Source organism: Chryseobacterium sp. (assembly GCF_029240215.1).
In the GTDB taxonomy this organism is placed as follows: domain Bacteria; phylum Bacteroidota; class Bacteroidia; order Flavobacteriales; family Weeksellaceae; genus Chryseobacterium.
The window spans coordinates 151,505-171,418 of record NZ_JARBTK010000005.1; the positions used below are offsets into that span (position 1 = coordinate 151,505).

At 35.5% G+C, this 19,914-nt stretch carries 17 protein-coding genes; 6 read left to right on the forward strand and 11 right to left on the reverse strand.

Features of this window, described 5'->3' with window-relative positions; translation table 11 throughout:
* Positions 1-143: 143 nt before the first annotated feature.
* The 3 genes from K0R77_RS12450 to K0R77_RS12460 all read right to left on the reverse strand — a co-directional run bounded on the left by K0R77_RS12450 (position 144) and on the right by K0R77_RS12460 (position 2,811).
* Entirely contained in the window at positions 144-1,589 is a 1,446-nt protein-coding gene (locus K0R77_RS12450; protein ID WP_300352746.1) for an aminoacyl-histidine dipeptidase, read from the reverse strand.
* A gap of 87 nt (positions 1,590-1,676) precedes the next feature.
* Complete coding sequence (locus tag K0R77_RS12455) at positions 1,677-2,168, reverse strand: hypothetical protein (RefSeq protein ID WP_300352749.1); 492 nt, start codon at positions 2,166-2,168, stop codon at positions 1,677-1,679.
* A gap of 40 nt (positions 2,169-2,208) precedes the next feature.
* On the reverse strand, positions 2,209-2,811 hold the full coding sequence (locus K0R77_RS12460) for a hypothetical protein (RefSeq protein ID WP_300352751.1): 603 nt from the start codon (positions 2,809-2,811) through the stop codon (positions 2,209-2,211).
* Between the two features lie 166 nt (positions 2,812-2,977).
* Here K0R77_RS12460 and recR point away from each other — a divergent pair, with 166 nt between their 5' ends.
* Positions 2,978-3,589 (forward strand): recombination mediator RecR, encoded by a 612-nt coding sequence (gene recR / locus K0R77_RS12465; protein WP_300352754.1) that lies wholly within the window; start codon positions 2,978-2,980, stop codon positions 3,587-3,589.
* A 2-nt stretch (positions 3,590-3,591) separates the two neighbouring features.
* On the forward strand, positions 3,592-4,431 hold the full coding sequence (locus K0R77_RS12470; protein WP_300352757.1) for a glycosyltransferase family 2 protein: 840 nt from the start codon (positions 3,592-3,594) through the stop codon (positions 4,429-4,431).
* A gap of 53 nt (positions 4,432-4,484) precedes the next feature.
* Here the strand turns inward: K0R77_RS12470 and secG are convergent, their stop codons facing one another.
* The 3 genes from secG to K0R77_RS12485 form a co-directional block, all read right to left on the reverse strand.
* Entirely contained in the window at positions 4,485-4,835 is a 351-nt protein-coding gene (gene secG, locus K0R77_RS12475) for a preprotein translocase subunit SecG (RefSeq protein ID WP_300352760.1), read from the reverse strand.
* 123 nt (positions 4,836-4,958) lie between these two features.
* Entirely contained in the window at positions 4,959-7,004 is a 2,046-nt protein-coding gene (locus K0R77_RS12480; protein WP_300352763.1) for a pitrilysin family protein, read from the reverse strand.
* Between the two features lie 118 nt (positions 7,005-7,122).
* Positions 7,123-8,436 carry a pitrilysin family protein gene (locus tag K0R77_RS12485; protein ID WP_300352767.1) on the reverse strand — a complete coding sequence of 438 codons (1,314 nt, stop codon included), beginning with the start codon at positions 8,434-8,436 and terminating at the stop codon, positions 7,123-7,125.
* Between the two features lie 159 nt (positions 8,437-8,595).
* Between K0R77_RS12485 and K0R77_RS12490 the strand changes: the two genes are divergently transcribed.
* The 4 genes from K0R77_RS12490 (at position 8,596) to K0R77_RS12505 (ending at position 14,235) form a co-directional block, all read left to right on the forward strand.
* Positions 8,596-10,464, forward strand: coding sequence for a PAS domain-containing protein (locus K0R77_RS12490; protein WP_300352769.1), 1,869 nt, complete (start codon positions 8,596-8,598; stop codon positions 10,462-10,464).
* Positions 10,457-10,825 carry a response regulator gene (locus K0R77_RS12495; protein ID WP_300352771.1) on the forward strand — a complete coding sequence of 123 codons (369 nt, stop codon included), beginning with the start codon at positions 10,457-10,459 and terminating at the stop codon, positions 10,823-10,825. The genes K0R77_RS12490 and K0R77_RS12495 overlap by 8 nt, the downstream gene beginning before the upstream one ends.
* 165 nt (positions 10,826-10,990) lie before the next feature.
* Complete coding sequence (locus K0R77_RS12500; protein ID WP_300352774.1) at positions 10,991-13,321, forward strand: ATP-dependent helicase; 2,331 nt, start codon at positions 10,991-10,993, stop codon at positions 13,319-13,321.
* Positions 13,322-13,413: 92 nt separating this feature from the next.
* Positions 13,414-14,235: an alpha/beta hydrolase gene (locus K0R77_RS12505; RefSeq protein ID WP_300352776.1), complete on the forward strand. Its 822-nt coding sequence runs from the start codon at positions 13,414-13,416 to the stop codon at positions 14,233-14,235.
* A gap of 81 nt (positions 14,236-14,316) precedes the next feature.
* Here the strand turns inward: K0R77_RS12505 and K0R77_RS12510 are convergent, their stop codons facing one another.
* The 5 genes from K0R77_RS12510 to K0R77_RS12530 all read right to left on the reverse strand — a co-directional run bounded on the left by K0R77_RS12510 (position 14,317) and on the right by K0R77_RS12530 (position 19,784).
* Complete coding sequence (locus K0R77_RS12510; protein ID WP_300352779.1) at positions 14,317-16,158, reverse strand: carbon starvation protein A; 1,842 nt, start codon at positions 16,156-16,158, stop codon at positions 14,317-14,319.
* Positions 16,159-16,431: 273 nt separating this feature from the next.
* Entirely contained in the window at positions 16,432-17,520 is a 1,089-nt protein-coding gene (locus K0R77_RS12515; protein ID WP_300352782.1) for a serine hydrolase, read from the reverse strand.
* A 102-nt stretch (positions 17,521-17,622) separates the two neighbouring features.
* Positions 17,623-18,621, reverse strand: coding sequence for an alpha/beta hydrolase (locus K0R77_RS12520; protein WP_300352785.1), 999 nt, complete (start codon positions 18,619-18,621; stop codon positions 17,623-17,625).
* Positions 18,622-18,640: 19 nt separating this feature from the next.
* Entirely contained in the window at positions 18,641-19,024 is a 384-nt protein-coding gene (locus K0R77_RS12525) for a DUF3037 domain-containing protein (RefSeq protein ID WP_300352788.1), read from the reverse strand.
* Positions 19,011-19,784: a HipA family kinase gene (locus tag K0R77_RS12530; protein ID WP_300352791.1), complete on the reverse strand. Its 774-nt coding sequence runs from the start codon at positions 19,782-19,784 to the stop codon at positions 19,011-19,013. Before K0R77_RS12530 ends, K0R77_RS12525 begins: the two co-directional genes overlap by 14 nt.
* Between the last annotated feature and the right edge of the window lie 130 nt (positions 19,785-19,914).

Below are 19,914 nucleotides of genomic sequence, written 5' to 3' on the forward strand. Positions count from 1 at the left end.
TTAAAAACACAAATATCTCAAATGATTTTACTAATTATCACAATGTTTGTCATTCCGGAGGAATCTAAGCAAGTGTAATTTTATGAAATAGGATCATTTAATTAAAATATCCAAAATCAAAAGACTTTGGATATTTTATTCTTTTATTTTTGTGGAATATTCGCTAGAATATCTTTCAGAAAAGCCCAGAATTTCTGTGCTGAAGGGATGTTTGCCTTTTCATCAGGAGAGTGAGCTCCTCTAATAGTAGGTCCAAAACTTACCATTTCCATTTCGGGATAGTTGGCTCCGATGATACCACATTCCAAACCTGCGTGACAAGCTACAACATGAGGCTTTTCTGTGAATTTTTCTGTATAGATCTTCTCCATCAGCAGTACAATTTCAGAACCTGGTTTTGGTTTCCAGCCTGGATATGACCCGCTGAATTCTACATTCATTCCTGCCAATTCTGAAACTGATTTCAATTGCTCCGAAACAGAATCTTTTGATGAATCAACGGATGATCTTGAAAGATTTAAAATTCTAAGATTCCCGCCTTTTAATTCTACTCTTGCGACATTATTGGAAGACTCCACAAGATTTTCTACATCAGGGCTCATTCTGTAAACACCATTGTGAAGAGATTTTAAAACCAAAATGATTTTCTTTGAATCTTCTTCAGAAATTGCCTTTTCAGAATTTGTAGAGTTTTCAATATTGATCTGAAGTCCCGCTTCAATCGAAGCAAATTCTTCTAAAATTTCTTTTTTAAGCCCATTACTTACCTGCTCGATAAATTCATTGGCATTTCTTACAGAAATAAGTGCTACAGATTCTCTCGGGATCGCATTTCTCAAGCTTCCGCCATCCACAGAAATCAGCTGAATATTTTGATTTTCCAGACCTTTATAAAGAATTCTCCCTAAGATTATATTGGCATTTCCAAAACCTTTATGAATATCCATTCCGGAATGTCCGCCTTGCAAACCTTTTACTTCGATTCTTACGATTTGCCCTTTCGATGTTTCTGTAGCATATGATTGGCTTATTGTTACATCAATTCCACCTGCACACCCGATGTCGATTTCGTCATCTTCTTCTGTATCTAAATTTAAAAGGATTTGTCCGGTCAACTGTCCCGGTTTTAAACCTAAAGCTCCTGTCATTCCTGTTTCTTCATCGATGGTGAAAAGAGCTTCCAGATCTGGATGAGGAATGTCTGAACTTTCAAGAATTGACATGATTGTGGCAACTCCCAAACCGTTGTCGGCACCCAAAGTTGTACCTTTTGCTTTTACCCAGTCTCCGTCGATTTCCATTTTGATTCCTTCTGTTTCAAAATCAAAATTTACATCGTTATTTTTCTGGCAAACCATATCAAGATGCGACTGCAGAACAATCGACTTACGGTTTTCCATTCCTGCGGTTGCAGGTTTTTTAATGATTACATTTCCCACTTCATCCACCGTAGTTTCTAAACCTAAATTTTCACCAAATTCTTTGATAAAAGCAATTACTTTTTCTTCCTTTTTTGATGGTCTTGGAACAGCATTCAGCTTGGAAAAATTCTTCCAAATGATCTGCGGTTCTATGTTTGATAGTTCCATAAAATTTATTTTTATCAAAATTACGAAATTAAAAATGCTCCCGAAATTCAGGAGCATTATTTTTGTTAGAAGCAAGCTAGAAACTGTTTAGCATCCGCATTCACCGTAAATCGGCATTGTGATAACACTGCCATCGGGTTTTGTAATAGTAAGTGTTCCTTCAAACAGTAGCACTTCTTCGTTTTTTATTTTTTTGCCCTTTACAGAAATTTTATAATTCTCATTTTCAATTTCTTTGGTGAGTTCTTCATCTGCTTCCATATCGCTTGATGACAAGAGGTTCATTGCGAGTCTTTTACCATCTAATTTCATGTAAGCTGTTTTTCCTGCATCATCGGCGTAAATGTATTTTTCGTTTTCAAAATCTGCTTTGTTCTTAGCAAAATAACAAGAGCATTCTTTGATCTCTTTCGGAAAAGGAAATACATCAACCAAAACATTTGCAGATGTAGAATCTGTTTTTACAGAATCCTTTACTACTTTCAGAGAATCAGTCGGAGTTGTATTTGAGACGTTTTCTTTCTCCTTCTTACAGGCTACTAATAATAATGCTGAAAAGAAGATAATAAGATATTTCATCTGTTGAAATTTATTTAAAATTGAACGCTTTACTTTGTGCTTATCCTCTTGCTCTCTCAAGCAGAACCATCATTAATAAAGATAAAACTACCAAACTTTCGTCCTCGTCATCAATATCAATAAGTCTGTCAAGCTGGAATCTTCTTCCAAACATCGACGGCATTTTTTTTAGCTTAAAATATTCTTTGCCATCAATGCCTTTTACTGTGTAAGTCGGATTTAAAAAATATCCTGTAAACATTCCGATAATCGGAATTTCACCAACCATTCCGTCGAAAAATTTTACCCAGGCATTGTCTTCAGTAATTGTAAATTTAGCCTGATCAGCTTCATCCAAAACATCATAAGTCGATTTCCAGATAGAACGCATTCCTTTTCTGGCTAATCTCCCGAAGTTTTTTCCGATGGTGTCTTTAATAGAATAAGAGGCATTAAAATCAATCCATTGATTTGCCTGAATTCTGAAAAGCTCTTTGGTTTTGCTTTCGTCATTGAAAACAATCACGTCTTCTTTCAGTTTAAACATTTTTTGACGAACATATGCTACAGAGCTTCCTTGTCTGTCTGTAATGTTGAAGTCGCTGGCTAAAGTGGTGATTTTGAATTTGAAATCCAGAGGATAATTGAGGTTGTTAAGTGCCATTAAGTTTATTTTTTTCTGTTTAATATTTTGCTGATCAAAGATAACGGTTTTATATAATTTAAAGATGAAAACATTAAAGAATTAAAAAGAAAAATTGAAATCAAAATGTATTGTTTCTACATATTTCGATCTCAAAACTCTCAACTATAATTCTTATTTTTGCCTTATGGATTATCCAAGTAAAGTATTGGCAAAAGCAGTTGAAGAAATCTCCGGACTTCCGGGTATTGGCAGGAAAACGGCTTTGCGTTTAGCACTTCATTTACTTAAACAACCCAATTCAAGAGCGACAAGTTTAGGGACTTCTATCATCAATCTGGTGAATGAAATCAAATACTGCAAAGAATGCCACAACTTTTCCGATTTTGATATTTGCGAAATCTGCAGCAACGATAAACGCAGTGATGAACTGATTTGTATCGTTGAAGATGTACGTGACGTTATTGCTATAGAAAATACAGGAAAATACAGAGGGAAATATTTGATTTTGGGCGGAAAAATTTCTCCGATGGAAGGAGTAGGACCTCATCAGTTGAATATTCCAAGTATCGAAAAGAAGTTACAGCAAGGTCATGCCAAAGAATTTATTTTTGCTCTGAGTGCAACGATGGAAGGTGATACTACTGCTTATTACATTTACAAGAAATTCAAGAATTCAGGCATTCAGTTTTCGAGTATTGCAAGAGGAATTTCTGTAGGCGACGAATTGGAATATGCTGACGAAATTTCTCTCGGAAGATCAATCACCAACAGGCTTCCATATAACGAAAAGGATTAAAAATGACTCAGAAACTTTCGATCATCATCGTTAATTATAATGTGACTCAGCTCCTGAGAAACTGTCTTCTTTCTATTCAGAAATATGCAGAGGAAACCGATTATGAAGTTATTGTGATTGATAACAAATCTACCGACACTTCGTGGGGTGATCTCATTCCGGAATTTCCAAACGTGAAATTTATTGCATCCGAAAAAAATGAAGGCTTTGCCAAAGCCAATAATAAAGCAATACAAACTGCAGAAGGAGAATATCTTTTGATCCTAAATCCCGATACAGAACTGGAAGGTTTTTATTTAAATGAAATTTTAAATTTTGCTGATTCTAAAAACAATTTCGGCTGTCTTGGTGTAAGAATGCACGATGCCAACGGAAATTTTTTACCTGAAAGCAAACGTTCAGTTCCCGATATGTTTAATTCTTTTGAAAAACTGTTTACTAATTTTAAAAAGAAAAATTCAAAATCATATTATCGAAATGATGTTGATGAATTTGAGATTGCAGAAATTGAAGTCATCACAGGTGCTTTTTTTCTTGTTAAAAAAGAAATTTATCAGAAAGTAGGCGGACTTGATGAAAAGTATTTCATGTATGGTGAAGACATCGATTTGTGCTATACTTTATTGAAAAATGGCTATCAGAATTATTATTACGGCAAAGTGTCAATCTTACATCACAAAGGCGAAAGCACCATAAAAGATGAAGTTTACCTCGAAAGATTTTACGGAGCGATGCAGATTTTTATAGATAAATATTACCGTGAAGCAAAACCCTTGCAATATTCATTTCTGAAAGCAGGTTTAAGATTAAGACACAAAATAGAGCTTATCAAACTCAAATAAAAAAGCAACTCAATTGATTGAGTTGCTTTTGTTTTATCTTGAAAAATAATTTCTTATTTGGTAGCCGGAACATTTACCGGAGCTGTAGTTTTAGAAGCAGGTGCTGTTTGTTTAGCAGGAGCTTCAGTTTTTGTAGGACCTGTTGGAATTACCGGTGCAGCCTGTTTAGGTTTCCCTGTAACAACTACGCTGATTAAGATTAGAACGATGATTACCGCTCCTAAAGTCCATGTAGACTTCTCCATAAAGTCGTTAGTTCTCTGTACTCCAAACTGTGCAGAAGATGCACCTCCGAATGTACTTGAAAGGCCGCCTCCTTTAGGGTTTTGAGCCATAACAACGATTACCAATAAAATGCTGGCAATCATAATAAGAACCATCAATAGTGTAAATATAGTATCCATTAATTCTAATATCTTTTTGAATGGGCAAATTTAATGTTTTTTTACAGAACCGCAAAATAAAGATTTCACTAAAAACAAAAAGCGGCAACAATTGTCGCCGCTTTTTTATGATATGTGTATTTCTTATTTGAAATCAGTGTCTTTTGCCTGATTTACTTCATAAGATTTTACGTTCATTGTCATATCCATACCCATCTGATTTACAGTGATTGTGTAAGGCATTTTCACACCTGCAACATCTTTGTAATTAGAATACACAGTAGGAACTGTCATTTCCTGACCTTGAGCTTTTACAGTTTCAGTTTCTCCGGTTTTAAGACCAGTTTTTACACTGTAATAATAAGTTTTGTCGGTAGTTTTGATTGCATAAGAATCTTCTCCGCCAATTTTCTCAATTCCGGCTAATTTGTAATCAGCAGATTTAGCAAAACCTAACTCTTCAAAAAGTTCAGTATTTTTCAGGTTGTCAGCGATTTCTTCTTTTGTCATCTGAACTTTCTGTCCTTGTTGCTCAGAATATCCAGTTTTACCGTCAAACATTTGTTTCTGAAGAGTCATTGCTCCCATTGAGACAATTTGAAGTTCTTTCCCTCCCTGAGCTTTTGTCGTTTTAAAATCAATAGTTTGACCTTGCATAGACATTGAAGCTGTCATCGTGTAAGAAGAAACTTTAGCTAAGTTTGCTTTTCCACCGATTGCTGTAATGTATTTATCTACAACAGAAGCAACCGTTACGCTTGCATCAACTTTCTGAGTAGTTGGTTTTGCAACAGGATTTGCATCCGTATCGTAATATTTTACAGGATAACCTAATTTTTCTAAACCTTCAGATATATCAGACGCTTTACCAGCGATGAAAATTCTGCTTTGGTTTGGTAAAACAGTAGCTTTTACAGCGTTTGAAACATCTGCAGCAGTTACTTTATCAATTGATTTTAAGTAATTTGTATAAAAATCAGCAGGAAGATCATTCACTTTTTGACTTACTGCAAATCTTGCGATGGTTGCAGGCTGTTCTAGTGACATGATGAAGCTTCCTTTTAATTTAGCTTTTGCGTTTGCCAATTCGTCAGCTTTCACAGTAGAAATTCCGTTGATTTCATTCATGAATTCTTTTACTGCTTTGTCGGTTACTTCATTTCTTACGCTTGCTTCTGCTGAGAAATCAGGAGAATATTTGCTTGCGTTCATGCTTGAATATGCACCATAAGTAAATCCGTTTTTCTCACGAAGATTCATGAAAAGCCTGGCTTCACCACCACCACCAAGAATATAATTGGCAATTGTAGCAGGGAAGTAATTAGAGTCTTTCATTTTCAACGTGTTGATATTTCCTACTGAAACTACAGATTGCACTGCAGAAGGTACATCTACTACGTTGATCTCTGTCTTAGCAACGTTAGAAGCAGGTTCAAGAGGTGCGAAAGTTGTGTTGGCTTTTTTCCAGTTGCTGAATGCTTTTTCAACCAATGGTTTTACCTTATCAAATTTCACATCACCTACGATTACCAAATATGCATTATCCGGAGCGTAGTATTTTTTGTAAATATTCTGAACGTCAGCTAATTGAATTTTGTTTACAGATTCTACCGTTTCAAATTCTCCTCTTGAAGTATTTTTTCCGTAGATCAAAGCGTTAGAAACTCTTGAAGCGATAGCAGAAGCGTTTTTTTCTTCACTTTTAATTCCTTCAATAGATCTTTCTTTTGATTTTTGAATTTCGTCAGCAGAAAATTTAGGATTGATAATCGCATCTGCCATCAAACCTAAAACTTCAGGGAAATATTTTGAAAGTGAATTAGAAGAGGCTCCTCCGGTATTAAAACCTAAGTTTGCTCCTAAGAAATCTATTTTTTTGTTGAATTCGTCTTTGCTTAAAGTCGTTGTTCCGTTACCAAGCTGATCTGCCATGATCTCGCTTACTCCTACAACATCACCTTCGAAATAAGGTTGTCTGTCCATAGAAAGGCTCATGTTTACTCTTGGTAATTTGTTGTTTTCAACCACCATTACGGTCAAGCCGTTTTTAAGCTGAAAAGTTTTTGGCTGGGCAATGTTGATCACAGGAGTTGGTCCCGGTTTCGGCATTGCATTAAGGTCAATTTTTTGTGCAGAAAGCATTCCTGTGAATAAAAATGCTACTGCTATATATGTTAATTGCTTTTTCATTTGTAAAAATTTAATTTTAATAATCCTTTATTTAAATTGATCATTTTATTGAGATTAATAAAAAACGGGTTGAAAAGTCTTTTATCTGAAATCTAATATCTAATAATCTATTCAATGATTATTTTTTTTCAGGAACGTAATTAATGATTACTCTTTGGTTAGGATTAAGATACTTTTTAGCAGCATTTTGAAGATCTTGCTTAGTGATCGATCTGTAGATGTCAATTTCTTTATTGATCAAATTGGTATCTCCCATCAACACGTGGTTTGTTGCCAATGAAGCAGCAATTCCCTGAATGCTTGAGTTTGCATTTACAAACTGGTTTTCAAACTGATTCTGAAGTTTTTGATAATCTTCCTGAGAAATTAATGTTGTCTGAAGTTTTTTGATTTCAGCATCAATATCTGCCTGCAAAGTCTGCTTCGTTGTAGCTCCCATCGGGATCGCAAAGAATGCAAAAATACCGTAATCTTCAAGACCTTGGTTGAAAGCCTGTACCTGAAGCGCTTTTTTCTCCTGATCTACTAATTTTTTGTATAAAACTGAAGATTTTCCGCTGCTTAAGTAAGAAGAAAGCATATCAAGAATATAAGCATCTTTTTCTTTGTTAGCCGGAGTTCTGTATGCGAAAACATAAGCAGGAAGCTGAATGTTCGGATCTGTAGCTGTTACTTCTTTTTCCTGAGTGATAGGAGCGTCCTTCGGGAAGTTTTTAGGATAAACAGTTCCTTTAGGAATTCCACCATAATATTCCTGAATCCATTTTTTAGTCTGCTCAGGTTTGATGTCTCCTGCTACAACCAAAGTTGCGTTGTTCGGAACGTAATATTTTTTATAAAAAGCTTTGAATTCTTCTAATTTAGCACCGTTCAGATCTTCCATAGAGCCAATTGTAGGCCAGTTGTAAGGGTGATTGGTGAAAAGGTTTTTCTGTACTGTTGTGAAAAGATTTCCGTAAGGCTGGTTATCCATTCTCAATCTTTTTTCTTCTTTTACAACCTCTCTTTGTGTGTCTACACCGATTTGGTTAATTTCCGCATGGCGTAATCTTTCAGCTTCCATCCAAAGCCCCAACTGCTCGTTGTTTGACGGGAAAGTTTCATAGTAATACGTTCTGTCGTTTGTAGTGTTTGCGTTGTTTTGTCCTCCGTTGGAAGATACAATTTTAAACCATTCTCCTCTTTTGATATTTGGAGTTCCTTCAAATAAAAGGTGCTCAAAAAAGTGAGCAAAACCAGTTCTTCCTATTACCTCGTCTTTTGCTCCGACGTGATACATTACCCCTGTTGTAACTACCGGTGCAGAATTATCCTGATGAAGAATTACGTGTAAACCGTTTGGTAAATCATACTCTTCGAATTTGATTTGTTGTGCATTTAGCATTACTCCAAAAAAAGCAGCTGCTGCAGCACTAAGAAGTCGTTTTTTCATAAATAGAAATTGTTTTGTCAATTAGTGCCAAAAATACATTAAATGTTACAGATTTTTAAGAAAATTTTGTAGTTTTAAAAGTTGGAATCTGAATTTGATTTCAATCATAAAATTCTTTCATTTTTAGAATTAATTTTAAATCGCAATTACACAGACTTCATGAAAAGTTTTTTAGAGCAGAATGTTTCACAGGAATCATTGATCACTTTATTCAGCCAAGCTCCTGTAGCAATGTGTTTGCTGATAGGTGATGATCTTATCATAGAGAATGCCAATCCTCAGATTATAGAGCTTTGGGGAAGAGATGCCTCCGTTGTTGGCAAGCCGCTGTTTGAGGTTCTTCCGGAAATCAAGTCTCAGGGTTTCGTGGAAATCTTCGAAAATGTATATCATAAAGGAGAAATTTTTAAAGGTAATAAGCTTTCCATTTTTTTAGAAAAATTCGGGAATCTGGAAGAACATTTTTTCGACTTTATTTATTCGCCGGTTTATAATGATGATAAAAAAATTATCGGGGTAAGTGTAGTTGCTACAGAGATGACAGATCAGGTCATATCTGAACGGAAGTTGAAAGAAAGTGAATACCGTTTTGAAGATTTAATAAAAAACTCAGACTATTCTACGGCAATTTATCGTTCAGAAGATCTTTATATAGAACTTGCGAATGACCTTATGCTCAAAACATGGGGGAAAGATGCTTCTGTGATAGGAATGAAACTTGAAGATGCTTTGCCCGAGCTCGAAGGGCAGCCGTTTATAGGTATTCTTAAAGATATTTTTAAAACCGGAAAAACTTATACTGCAACAGAAGATCGTGTAGATTTGGTAGTTGACGGAAAACTTCAGACGTATTATTTCAACTTTTCATACAAGCCTTTAAAAAATCAAAAAGGTGAAGTCTATGCCATTTATAATGTAGCGGTTGATATTACAGATTTGGTTCGTGCAAGAAAGGAAATTCAGGAAAGGGAAGAAAAGTTCAGAGATCTCGCCGATTCTATGCCTCAGTTCGTATGGACTTGTGACAAAGATGGCAAGATAACCTATATGAATGACAACTGGTACAGATATACAGGCTTTGAAAGAGATGAAGATCCGGCAGATGGTATCAAAAGAATTATCAATCCTGAAGTTTATGAGAAAGTCATGGTGGTTTGGGAAGAAAGCCTGAGAACGAGAAAATCTTTCGAAATGGAGTATCAGTTTTTAGATCCAGATCATCCTGAAGTATACCGCTGGTTTTTGGGAAGGGCAGTTCCCGCATATGATGAAAACGGAAACATCAAACAGTGGATCGGAACTTTTACCGATATTGATGATTTTAAACAATTGCAGACACAGAAAGATAATTTTCTCGGAATTGCAAGTCATGAACTGAAAACGCCTTTGACGAGTTTAAAAATTTATACTCAGTTTATCGAGAAAAATCTTGTCAGACAAAATGATCTCAAAAATGCACAGGTTGCCCGAAGAATGGATGACCAGATTGATTTGCTGACCAATCTGATCAGCGATTTGCTTGATGTAACAAAAATTCAGAACGGAAAGATTCAGCTCAATGAATCTGAATTTGATTTCGATCAATTGGCAGAAGAGATTGTTGTCGAACAGCAAATGACTGCAAGACACAAAATCACTTTTCATCATTCCGAGGTAGGAAATGTTTTTGCTGACCGACATCGGATCTCGCAAGTCATGAGCAATCTTATAAGTAACGCTGTAAAATATTCTCCCGATGCAGATGAAGTGATCGTTTCGACTCAACTGATCGGAAACAATGTCAAATTTTGCGTTAGAGATTTCGGGATTGGTATTCCCGAAGATAAACAGAATAAGGTGTTTGAACAATATTACAGAGTAAGCAGTTCGAAAGAGCATACAATTTCCGGACTTGGTTTGGGACTTTATATATCTTCCGAGATCATCAAACGTACAGGAGGTCGTATTTACGTGTCATCAATCGAAGAAAAAGGGTCTGATTTTTGCTTCGAAATCCCCAAAAGTAAAAAAGTACAACAAAATGCCTAACGCAACAAAAGTTTTAGTGGTAGACGACAGTCCTGCAATCGTTGATTCGATAGAGATGATGCTGGATTTTGAAGGATTTGAGATTGAAAAATTTTATAAAGGTTCAGACATGCTGAAAACTTTGAATGCAGATTCGAAACCCAATGTTATTTTAATGGATATGTGGCTTTCCGGGGAAGACGGAAGAGATATATGCAAAGAAATCAAAGCCGATGAAAATTTGAAAGACATTCCGGTTTTGATTATGTCAGCGAGCCGTGGATTAGAGCAATCAGCCCTAGAAGCAGGAGCAGATGCTTTTATTGCAAAACCTTTCGATTTGGGTGATATGGTAGACAGATTGAAAACTTACGCTAAATAAATTTAAAGCTTACAATATAGTCAATCAGCAGAATTTTTTTTGCTGATTTTTTTGTTTAAATTTTTAAAGAAATTATACTGAAATTCTAATTCTGAACATTTACATTGATAATTTGAATTCTCCTTATAATACACTAATTTTGTGTTCCCAAATTTTTTTTGCCGTATGGATTATCTGAAAGGACTCAACGAACCACAATATGAAGCCGTTACCACTTTACAAGGACCTCTGATGGTACTTGCAGGAGCCGGTTCCGGAAAAACGCGTGTGCTCACGATGCGTATCGCTCATTTGATTACCAATGGCGTAGATCCATTCAATATTCTGGCGTTGACCTTTACCAACAAAGCGGCAAAAGAAATGAAAGAACGTATCGCCAAAGTGGTGGGTCAAAGCAATGCGAGAAGCCTTTGGATGGGAACTTTTCACTCGGTTTTTGCAAGAATTCTGAGAAGTGAAGCGCATTACTTGGGTTATCCTTCCAACTTTACGATTTACGATCAGCAGGATGCTCTGAATGTTATCAGAAAAGTGTTAAAAGACATGAATATCGATGCAGATTTATATAAACCTAAAAAAGTTCAGGCAAGAATTTCCAATTACAAAAATAACCTGATTACCGTAAAAGCATATTACAACAATCCCGAATTAATAGAAGCTGACGAAAAAGCCAACATGAAATTTATCGGGAAAATTTATGAAAAATATGTAGAAGCATGCTTCAAAAATGGTTCAATGGATTTTGATGATCTATTGTTGAAAACCAACGAATTGTTAACGAGATTTCCGGAAGTTTTGGCAAAATACCAGGACAGATTCAGATATATTCTGGTGGATGAGTACCAGGATACGAATCACTCTCAGTATTTAATCGTGAAAGCTTTAGCTTCAAAATTTGAAAATATTTGTGTGGTAGGAGACGATGCGCAGTCGATTTATTCCTTCCGTGGTGCAAATATTTACAATATTTTAAATTTTAAAAAAGATTATCCGGATGCAGTGACGGTTTCATTGGAGCAAAATTACCGTTCGACACAAAATATTGTGAATGCTGCTAACGCTGTGATTGCGAAAAACCTGCAACAGTTTAAGAAAAATGTTTTCAGTGAAAATGAAGAAGGCGAAAAAATCAAGGTTTACCGTTCACTTTCTGATGCTGATGAAGCCAATTTCGTAGCCGGAAATATTTGGGAACTAAGAAACAGAGAGCAGAAAAAATTCAGCGATTTTGCAATTTTATACCGTACCAATTCTCAGACTAGAGCATTCGAAGATTCTTTAAGGCGTAAAAATATTCCATATAAAGTTTACGGAGGTTTGTCTTTCTACCAAAGAAAGGAAGTAAAAGATCTCATCGGCTATCTTCGCCTTTTAGTCAATGAAAATGATTCTGAAGCTTTGATGAGAATCATCAATTATCCGACAAGAGGAATTGGTGAAACGACTCAAAATAAATTGATCGTTTTTGCAGATTCGCAGAATATTCCGGTTTCAAAAGTTTTAGACAATTTAGGAATGTATGCTCCGCAATTGAAATTCAATAATGGCGTTTTAACTAAATTGAGCGATTTCTGGTCAATGATCCAAGCATTTAAGGTGTTGCTTAAAACAGAAACAGCTTACAGTGTTGCAATGGAAGTGGCAAAGCGAAGCGGTTTGATTAAATTTTTAAAAGACGATCAAACTCCGGAAGGAATTTCAAGAGTAGAAAACGTTCAGGAATTGATGAACTCAATGCAGGGTTTCATCGAAGAGCAGCAGCAAATTGAAGATGGAGACCCGAGTTTACCGAATTTTCTTGAAAACATTGCACTTTCTGCTGACACTCAAAGAAAAGATGATGAAGAAGATATGGTTTCTTTGATGACGATTCACCTTTCAAAAGGTCTGGAGTTTCCAGTCGTTCATTTGGTTGGTTTGGAAGAAAATTTGTTCCCGAGCTTCATGAGTTCGGCGACAAGAGAAGATTTGGAAGAAGAAAGACGTTTATTTTATGTTGCATTAACGAGAGCTGAAAAGCAGGCATTTTTCTCATATGCAGTTTCCCGTTTTCAATGGGGTAAAATTACAGATGCAGAACCTTCAAGATTTTTAAGTGAAGTTAATGAAGAGTATATTGAATTTTTAAATCCGGCGATCGAAAAAAGATTTATCAACAATGCAGGTATTACTTCCAATATTTTTGATGAGCATCCTTCTGAAATGAAAAGCTTTAAAAAAATTGAAAAGAAAACGATTTCTAAGTCTGAAAATGATAAGCCGATTGCAGAGCCGAGAAAATTAAAGCCCGTAAGTACAGCAAAAATCATTAATCCGAGTGGAGCTTCTTCACAGGATATTGAAGTAGGAGATAAAGTGAGACACGACCGTTTTGGAATCGGTGAAGTGAAATTCCTGGATGGAACCGATCCGCAGAATATCAAAGCGAAAGTTGTTTTCTTACACGAAGGCGAGAAGAATCTGATCTTGAAATATGCTAAATTGACGAAGATTTAAGATTAAAAATTTCATCATAAATTATCAAACAGACTTTTTCATAAAGTCTGTTTTTTTATAAATTCATATCTTTAAATTCCAAAATATTTAAAATGAAAAAGTTTCTTATCTTTCTCTTTATCACAATAATTTCATATCCACTTTTTTCCCAGGAATATCAAACTATTTCCAATCTTCATTATTACGATGAGCAAACTAACAAATCAGATGCTTATATTAATGAAAGATGTGTTTTGGATATTTATGTTCCAAAAAATATAAAGAATTTCCCGACAATAATTTGGTTTCACGGTGGCGGATTGACTGGCGGACAAAAAGATATTCCCGAAGAATTAAAAAATAAAGGAGTTGCCGTGATTGGTGTAAACTACAGATTGTCACCAAAAGTAAATGCTCCGAAATATATTGAAGATGCAGCCGCTGCAACAGCCTGGGTTTTTAAGAATATCAAAAAATACGGAGGAAGTGAAAAGTTAATTTTTATTACCGGACATTCTGCGGGAGGTTATCTTGCCATCATGGTTGGTTTGGATAAATCTTATTTAAATAAGTATAAAATCGATGCCAATCAATTAGCCGGAATTATCCCTTTCAGCGGACAAATGATTTCTCATTTTACAACGAGAAAAGAAAAAGGAATTGATGAATTGGATGCAAGAATTGATGATATGGCACCACTTCATTTTATCCGTTCCGATGCACCACCTTTACTTTTAATAACTGGTGATCGTGAGAAAGAATTACTTGGAAGATATGAAGAAAATGCTTACATGTGGAGAATGATGAAGCTGAAAGGTCATAAAGAAACAGTTTTATACGAACTTGATGGTTTCGATCATGGCGGAATGGCTCATCCTGCTTTTCCGTTACTTTTAAATGAAATTAAGAGGGTTGAGAAACTTAAGAAAAATTGAATTTTTAAAATTTAAAAAAGCTTAAAAACAAAACAGGCGCAATTAATATTGTGCCTGTTTTATGTATTGTATTAATCTAAATTATCTTTCTACTAATTCTTTCACCGTTTCACCATAGAAATCAGTGTGTGAAGTTTTAACCTGCAGCAATTGATACCATTTTCTAAAAGCTCCTACGAATACAATCAACATTAAAACCATCGCAACAACAGCCAAACTTGCCAGTAAATACTGTCCTTTCGGAATATAAATATCTGTAACCTGAATATAGCCTGCCCAGAAAGTAATGATTGCCATAAAAACTCCCGGAATTGCTGAGCAAAGTGCATATTTTCCTCGATTAAGACGTATGAGCATCGTTGTGCAGACAATCAATCCACAAGCTGCGAGAAGCTGATTACTGATTCCAAATAATGGCCAAATGCTGCTTACATTTCCAGTGAAGACTAAATATCCCCAAGCAAAAGTAAATAGTAAACTGCTGATAATAATTCCGGGAATCCAGTTTTTATCATTGAATTTTGGAATGACAGAACCCAGCATTTCCTGTAAGAAAAATCTTCCGACTCTTGTTCCTGCATCAATCGCAGTCAAAATAAATACTGCCTCAAACATGATCGCAAAATTGTACCAATAAGCAGTCAGTTGATCCATATAAGGAATTTTATTGAAAATATGAGCCATACCTACTGCAAGCGAAACGGCTCCACCAGTTCTTCCGTGAAGATCAATTCCTATTTTTTCTGAATAATAATTAATGTCAACTCCGTGTAGCGAAGGATGCGCAGTCAAGAATGCGTCATAAGTATCTTTCGGAGTATTGATTGCGAAATAATCTCCCGGCATTAATGTGCATGCAGCAATTAATGCCATCAAGGCTACAAAACCTTCAACAAGCATTGCACCGTAACCTACAAAAAGAATTTCTCTTTCTTTATTCAGCATTTTTGGTGTTGTTCCCGTTGCAATGACTGCGTGAAAGCCTGAGATAGCTCCACAAGCAATAACGATGAAAATGAATGGTAAAACCGGACCTCCAATTACGGGACCTCCACCGTGAATAAATTCCGTCAAAGCAGGCATCTGTACAGTCGGGTGAATAAATATCACACCAATTGCTAACATAATAATCGTTCCGATTTTAAGGTATGTTGAAAGATAATCTCTCGGAACCAAAAGCAACCAAACCGGAAGTACAGAAGCTAAAAATCCGTATAAAGGAATAGCAATGGAGATTGTTGTAAGATCCCACGAAAACATATTGTTCATCGTTTCATTCTGCATCAGACTGTGTCCGCCGATGATTCCTGCAATCAATAAGATACCTCCCAAAATACTTGCAAACGTCACCGAATTTTTTCTGTAGCGCATTATTAATCCCATAATAATAGCAATCGGCATTGTAATGACCACTGTAAATAATGACCAAGATGCTTCATGCATTGCATTGATACAGGCAAGTGAAAGTCCCGCAAGAGTTAAAATTAAAATAAATAAAATAGCAAAACCGGCAACTGTTCCTGTGGTTTTTCCGATTTCTTTTGAGGCAATTGTTGCTAAACTTTGCCCTTTATGTCGTACTGAAGCAAAAAGTACCACCATATCATGAACTCCGCCTCCTAAAACGCACCCGATTAAGATCCACATTGCTCCCGGCAAATATCCGAACTGTGCTGCCAAAACAGGTCCGACTAAAGGTCCTGCTGCAGCAATTGCGGCAAAGTGATGTCCGAAAAGTACATTTTTGTTGGTTGGAACGTAATCTTTACCGTCTGCAAATTCCAGTGCGGGAGTTGTGTTTTTGTCGTTCAAACGCAGCACTTTATTGGCTAAATAAATTCCGTAAAAGCGGTACGCAATTGCAAAAATCAGTATCGAAGTGAATACCAATGTCAATGCATTAATTCCATTTAGAAATTCCATATTATTTTTTGTTTTTATATGAATAAATATTGGGTTATTTAATCTTTTCTTTGAAAATAATTTAAAGATTTGACCAAGGTACTTATTTTAAGAATAAATTTTAATAATATGTATATCAATTTAGCAAAGTTCTTTTATTTGAGTTATTTAATTATTTAATTCACTGAAAATTAAATATTTATTTTTATGCTTCTTTATGAAACTATATTTGCTTTTATAATGAACTTTAAATCTGTTTTTTTTGTAAAATAATGAAATTAAAATGGATAGTTTTTAATTAATAACCGCATTTATTTTTTGCCATAAAACATCATCAAAATCAGAAAGTGCAAGATTTACATTATCCGCTGCATTTCCCATTCTGATAATTACTATTTTTCTGCTTGGAACAACATATATTTTCTGATCATTCTTACCCAGAGCACAGTACATATCATCAGGAGCGTTCGGAATAAGTTTTCCCGGAAACTGTAATTGAGATTGTGGCATATGATAGCTCGTTTTTCCGTTGAGCCACCATAAATAGCCGTAAGAAAGGTTAATGTTCTGAGATGTGCTGGTTGCATTAGTGAAATAATTCGTATTGATGATCTGAGAACCATTCCAGTTTCCATTATTTAAAGCTAATAATCCGAAACGGGCCATGCTTCTCGTTGTGCTCCAGTAAACACTGTTGTCTCCGCTTTGAACCCAGCTTCCGGTCATTCCGATCTTGTCTCTCAGTTTTACATTAAAATACTCAGACCATGATTTTCCTGTAGCCTGCGAAACGACATCCTGCAATTTTACATACACATTGTGATAAGCCCATCTTGTTCCTGCATCAGCTTTATACTGAAGGTTAGCAGGGGTTACATCATCTCCCAAACTGTCATCAAGTCCGGAAGTCATGGTTAAGAGATTTTTGCAGGTGATCAGATTTTCTTTGGCGAGGGGTTCGCTTGTCCAGCCGTTTCCGATGTAATCTGAAACTTTATTATTGATGTTGATAAATCCTTCCTGCTCAGCAATTCCTGTGACAGTTGAGGTTAAGGTTTTTCCTGCACTTGCCCAATACCATGTGGATGTGGAAGTGTGAGAATCAAAATAATTTTCCATCACGATTCTTCCGTTTTGAAGGATCATAAAGCTTTTTGAATTTTTAGTCTGAAGATAATTCAGTAAGTCCTGAACTTTAGATTGATTCCAGCCCAAATTGCTGATAGATTTTGTTTCCCAGTCATTGCTGTTGGATGGCGGAAAATACATAGACTCTGTGGTTTCCGGATTTTGTGGTTGAGGTTGCTCTGCAGAATCATCCGAACTGCAGGATACAAACACAATAGAAACTATAAAAGCTGAAAGTAAATTTTTAAGATTCATATGGAATTAGTTTTAATTATGATTTTTAGATGTGCAAAATTGTAATTAGTTAATTCCTGAATATTAAAATTGCTTTTTTTAACGATTAATAGAAAAACGGATTTATTTTTTGTGGGCAATAATAAAACTGACCATTGCGTCATTTAGTTCATTCTGATAAGTAACATCGGTAGTTTTAAAACCATGATCTCCTTTTTTAACGACAATTAAAGAGTTTTCGGTCTGGTTTTTTTTAAGCATTTTTCTTAGCCTTTTCGAATGTCTTATTGGGGCAATTTTATCTTTGTTTCCATGTAAAATTAAGGTTGGAACCGTATGCTCAGTATAATTAAGCGGTGAAATTGTTTTACAAACTTCAATCACTTTTTTTCTGTTAGTTCTGATATCATAACCGGTGATTCCTTTTGCCAGTTTGGTTCGGATATCAATTATTTTTTTTGAAATTAAACCGACAATAAAAAGTAAAGGTTTTGGGGCTCTTGTGTGAAGAAGTCTGTTCATATCAGTTGGGCCGAAATTATCAACCACATAATTAACTTTTCCTGAATATTTCGAAAGTTCAGGATCGCCTATAAACTCATTATCCTCAGTATAAGCCGATAAAAGAGAAAGATGAGCACCTGCAGAAACTCCCCAAAAACCGATATTGTCAGGATCAAATCCGTATTGTTCGGCACTTTTCCGAATCCATCTCACGACATCTTTGGTATCTTCCACAGGACCGGGGAAATGAATATCTTCACGCACCAAACGATAATTGGCACTGATGACGACAAAATCTTTTTCTACAAGTTTTAAAATTGTTTTTTCTATATAATTATCAGCATTTATCAATTTATCACCTTCTACCCAAGCTCCACCGTGAAGATAGACGACAACCGGAAGTTTTTTTTGTGAAGAATTTTTAGGTCGGTAAATATCGAGTAAAATAGAATTTCCCTTACCATCCTTTTTATAACTGACGTCTTCAGTGACTTCAGTTTTTTCTTGCAGAAGTTCACTTTTTGGCTTTTGTGCAAAGATGAATGTTGAAATGAAGAGAATAAAAAACAGGTTTATAAAAAACCTGCAGATATGAGTGTTGTTAGCTGATAAATTCATAAATAAATTTGAAAAGGTGTTATTTTACTAACTCTTCAAAAAGTTTACCAAAAGTTTTCTCCAGGTCTTTAGATTTTCCCGGATGAGGTCTTGAAGTTTGCACTACTGCACTTCGCACCGCCGTCAACCAGCGGAACCTGTCTGGAATATCCATCTGTGCAACAGGACCGCCATCTTTGGCTCCGTTGGCAATTTTCTGAAAACTTTCTAAATTTTGAATGATGTCATCATAATCTAGCTTACTTTTGATCAGCCTGAATTTATCCGGACATAAATAAAATTCTACTCTGATATATTTTTCTTTTTTAGAAAACATAATCAACCCAATGTTGAAAAATTCTTCTCTTTCAACCTTTGGAACCAAGCGTATTACGGCGTATTCGTATATTTTATCTTCTTGCATTTTTGGCTTCGTTTACAAAGATTTGGGAATTTTCTAATCGTGTTTTCATAAAGTTAAAATACACTTCACGAATTTCATCCGGACTTTCTTCAGCATCGTCCCAATGCAGCCAATCTTGAGGTATCAGATTAACAATTGTTCTGAAAATTTCATCATTTAAAACTTCATGGGCAAACTTCTCCGCTTTATCAAGCATTGTCGCCTGAGGTAATAAAACGTGATCTTTCACATATTTAAAAGGCGTTTTTGCAGCCGTATCAAAATTCTGCCACGAATGATGAAAATAAAATGATGCACCGTTATCAATCACCCACAATTCTTTATGCCACATCAAAAGATTTGTATTTTTGAAAGTACGGTCAATATTGGTGATAAATGCATCCATCCAGACAATTTTTGAAGCGAGAAGCGGATCAACTTTAATGCTTGAATCAAATGCAATAGATTCTGAAAGATAATGCAAACCTAAGTTGAGACCTTCAGAAAATTTAAGCAAATCCTGAATCTCTTCATCAGCTTCCGTTCTTCCGAAATCTACATCGAGGTTTGCAAAAACCAGCTCTGGAATTTTTAAGCCTAAGGCTTCTGTGATTTTTCCTCCTAAAAGTTCGGAAATCAGCATTTTTACTCCATGACCGGCACCACGGAATTTTAAAACATACTTAAAATCGTCATCAGCTTCCGCCAAAGCAGGCAGCGAACCACCTTCTCTCAAAGGAAGAATGTATCGTATTACTGTAACCGTTCTTAAATCCAACATACCGCAAAAATAAGATTTTACTTTGTGTTTAATTCTATTTATCCTATTTTTAAGCTGAAAAAATTGTTTAATGTTCTACTGATTATGCGTAAAGTTTGTCATTCCGTAGGAATCTAAGCAGCAATTTTAG

What these genes read in the sequence shown, in the direction of transcription:
- K0R77_RS12450 (WP_300352746.1), bottom strand. Translation starts at nt 1,589, where the DNA reads ATGGAACTATCAAACATAGAACCGCAGATCATTTGGAAGAATTTTTCC.
- K0R77_RS12455 (WP_300352749.1), bottom strand. Translation starts at nt 2,168, where the DNA reads ATGAAATATCTTATTATCTTCTTTTCAGCATTATTATTAGTAGCCTGT.
- K0R77_RS12460 (WP_300352751.1), bottom strand. Translation starts at nt 2,811, where the DNA reads ATGGCACTTAACAACCTCAATTATCCTCTGGATTTCAAATTCAAAATC.
- recR (WP_300352754.1), top strand. Translation starts at nt 2,978, where the DNA reads ATGGATTATCCAAGTAAAGTATTGGCAAAAGCAGTTGAAGAAATCTCC.
- K0R77_RS12470 (WP_300352757.1), top strand. Translation starts at nt 3,592, where the DNA reads ATGACTCAGAAACTTTCGATCATCATCGTTAATTATAATGTGACTCAG.
- secG (WP_300352760.1), bottom strand. Translation starts at nt 4,835, where the DNA reads ATGGATACTATATTTACACTATTGATGGTTCTTATTATGATTGCCAGC.
- K0R77_RS12480 (WP_300352763.1), bottom strand. Translation starts at nt 7,004, where the DNA reads ATGAAAAAGCAATTAACATATATAGCAGTAGCATTTTTATTCACAGGA.
- K0R77_RS12485 (WP_300352767.1), bottom strand. Translation starts at nt 8,436, where the DNA reads ATGAAAAAACGACTTCTTAGTGCTGCAGCAGCTGCTTTTTTTGGAGTA.
- K0R77_RS12490 (WP_300352769.1), top strand. Translation starts at nt 8,596, where the DNA reads ATGAAAAGTTTTTTAGAGCAGAATGTTTCACAGGAATCATTGATCACT.
- K0R77_RS12495 (WP_300352771.1), top strand. Translation starts at nt 10,457, where the DNA reads ATGCCTAACGCAACAAAAGTTTTAGTGGTAGACGACAGTCCTGCAATC.
- K0R77_RS12500 (WP_300352774.1), top strand. Translation starts at nt 10,991, where the DNA reads ATGGATTATCTGAAAGGACTCAACGAACCACAATATGAAGCCGTTACC.
- K0R77_RS12505 (WP_300352776.1), top strand. Translation starts at nt 13,414, where the DNA reads ATGAAAAAGTTTCTTATCTTTCTCTTTATCACAATAATTTCATATCCA.
- K0R77_RS12510 (WP_300352779.1), bottom strand. Translation starts at nt 16,158, where the DNA reads ATGGAATTTCTAAATGGAATTAATGCATTGACATTGGTATTCACTTCG.
- K0R77_RS12515 (WP_300352782.1), bottom strand. Translation starts at nt 17,520, where the DNA reads ATGAATCTTAAAAATTTACTTTCAGCTTTTATAGTTTCTATTGTGTTT.
- K0R77_RS12520 (WP_300352785.1), bottom strand. Translation starts at nt 18,621, where the DNA reads ATGAATTTATCAGCTAACAACACTCATATCTGCAGGTTTTTTATAAAC.
- K0R77_RS12525 (WP_300352788.1), bottom strand. Translation starts at nt 19,024, where the DNA reads ATGCAAGAAGATAAAATATACGAATACGCCGTAATACGCTTGGTTCCA.
- K0R77_RS12530 (WP_300352791.1), bottom strand. Translation starts at nt 19,784, where the DNA reads ATGTTGGATTTAAGAACGGTTACAGTAATACGATACATTCTTCCTTTG.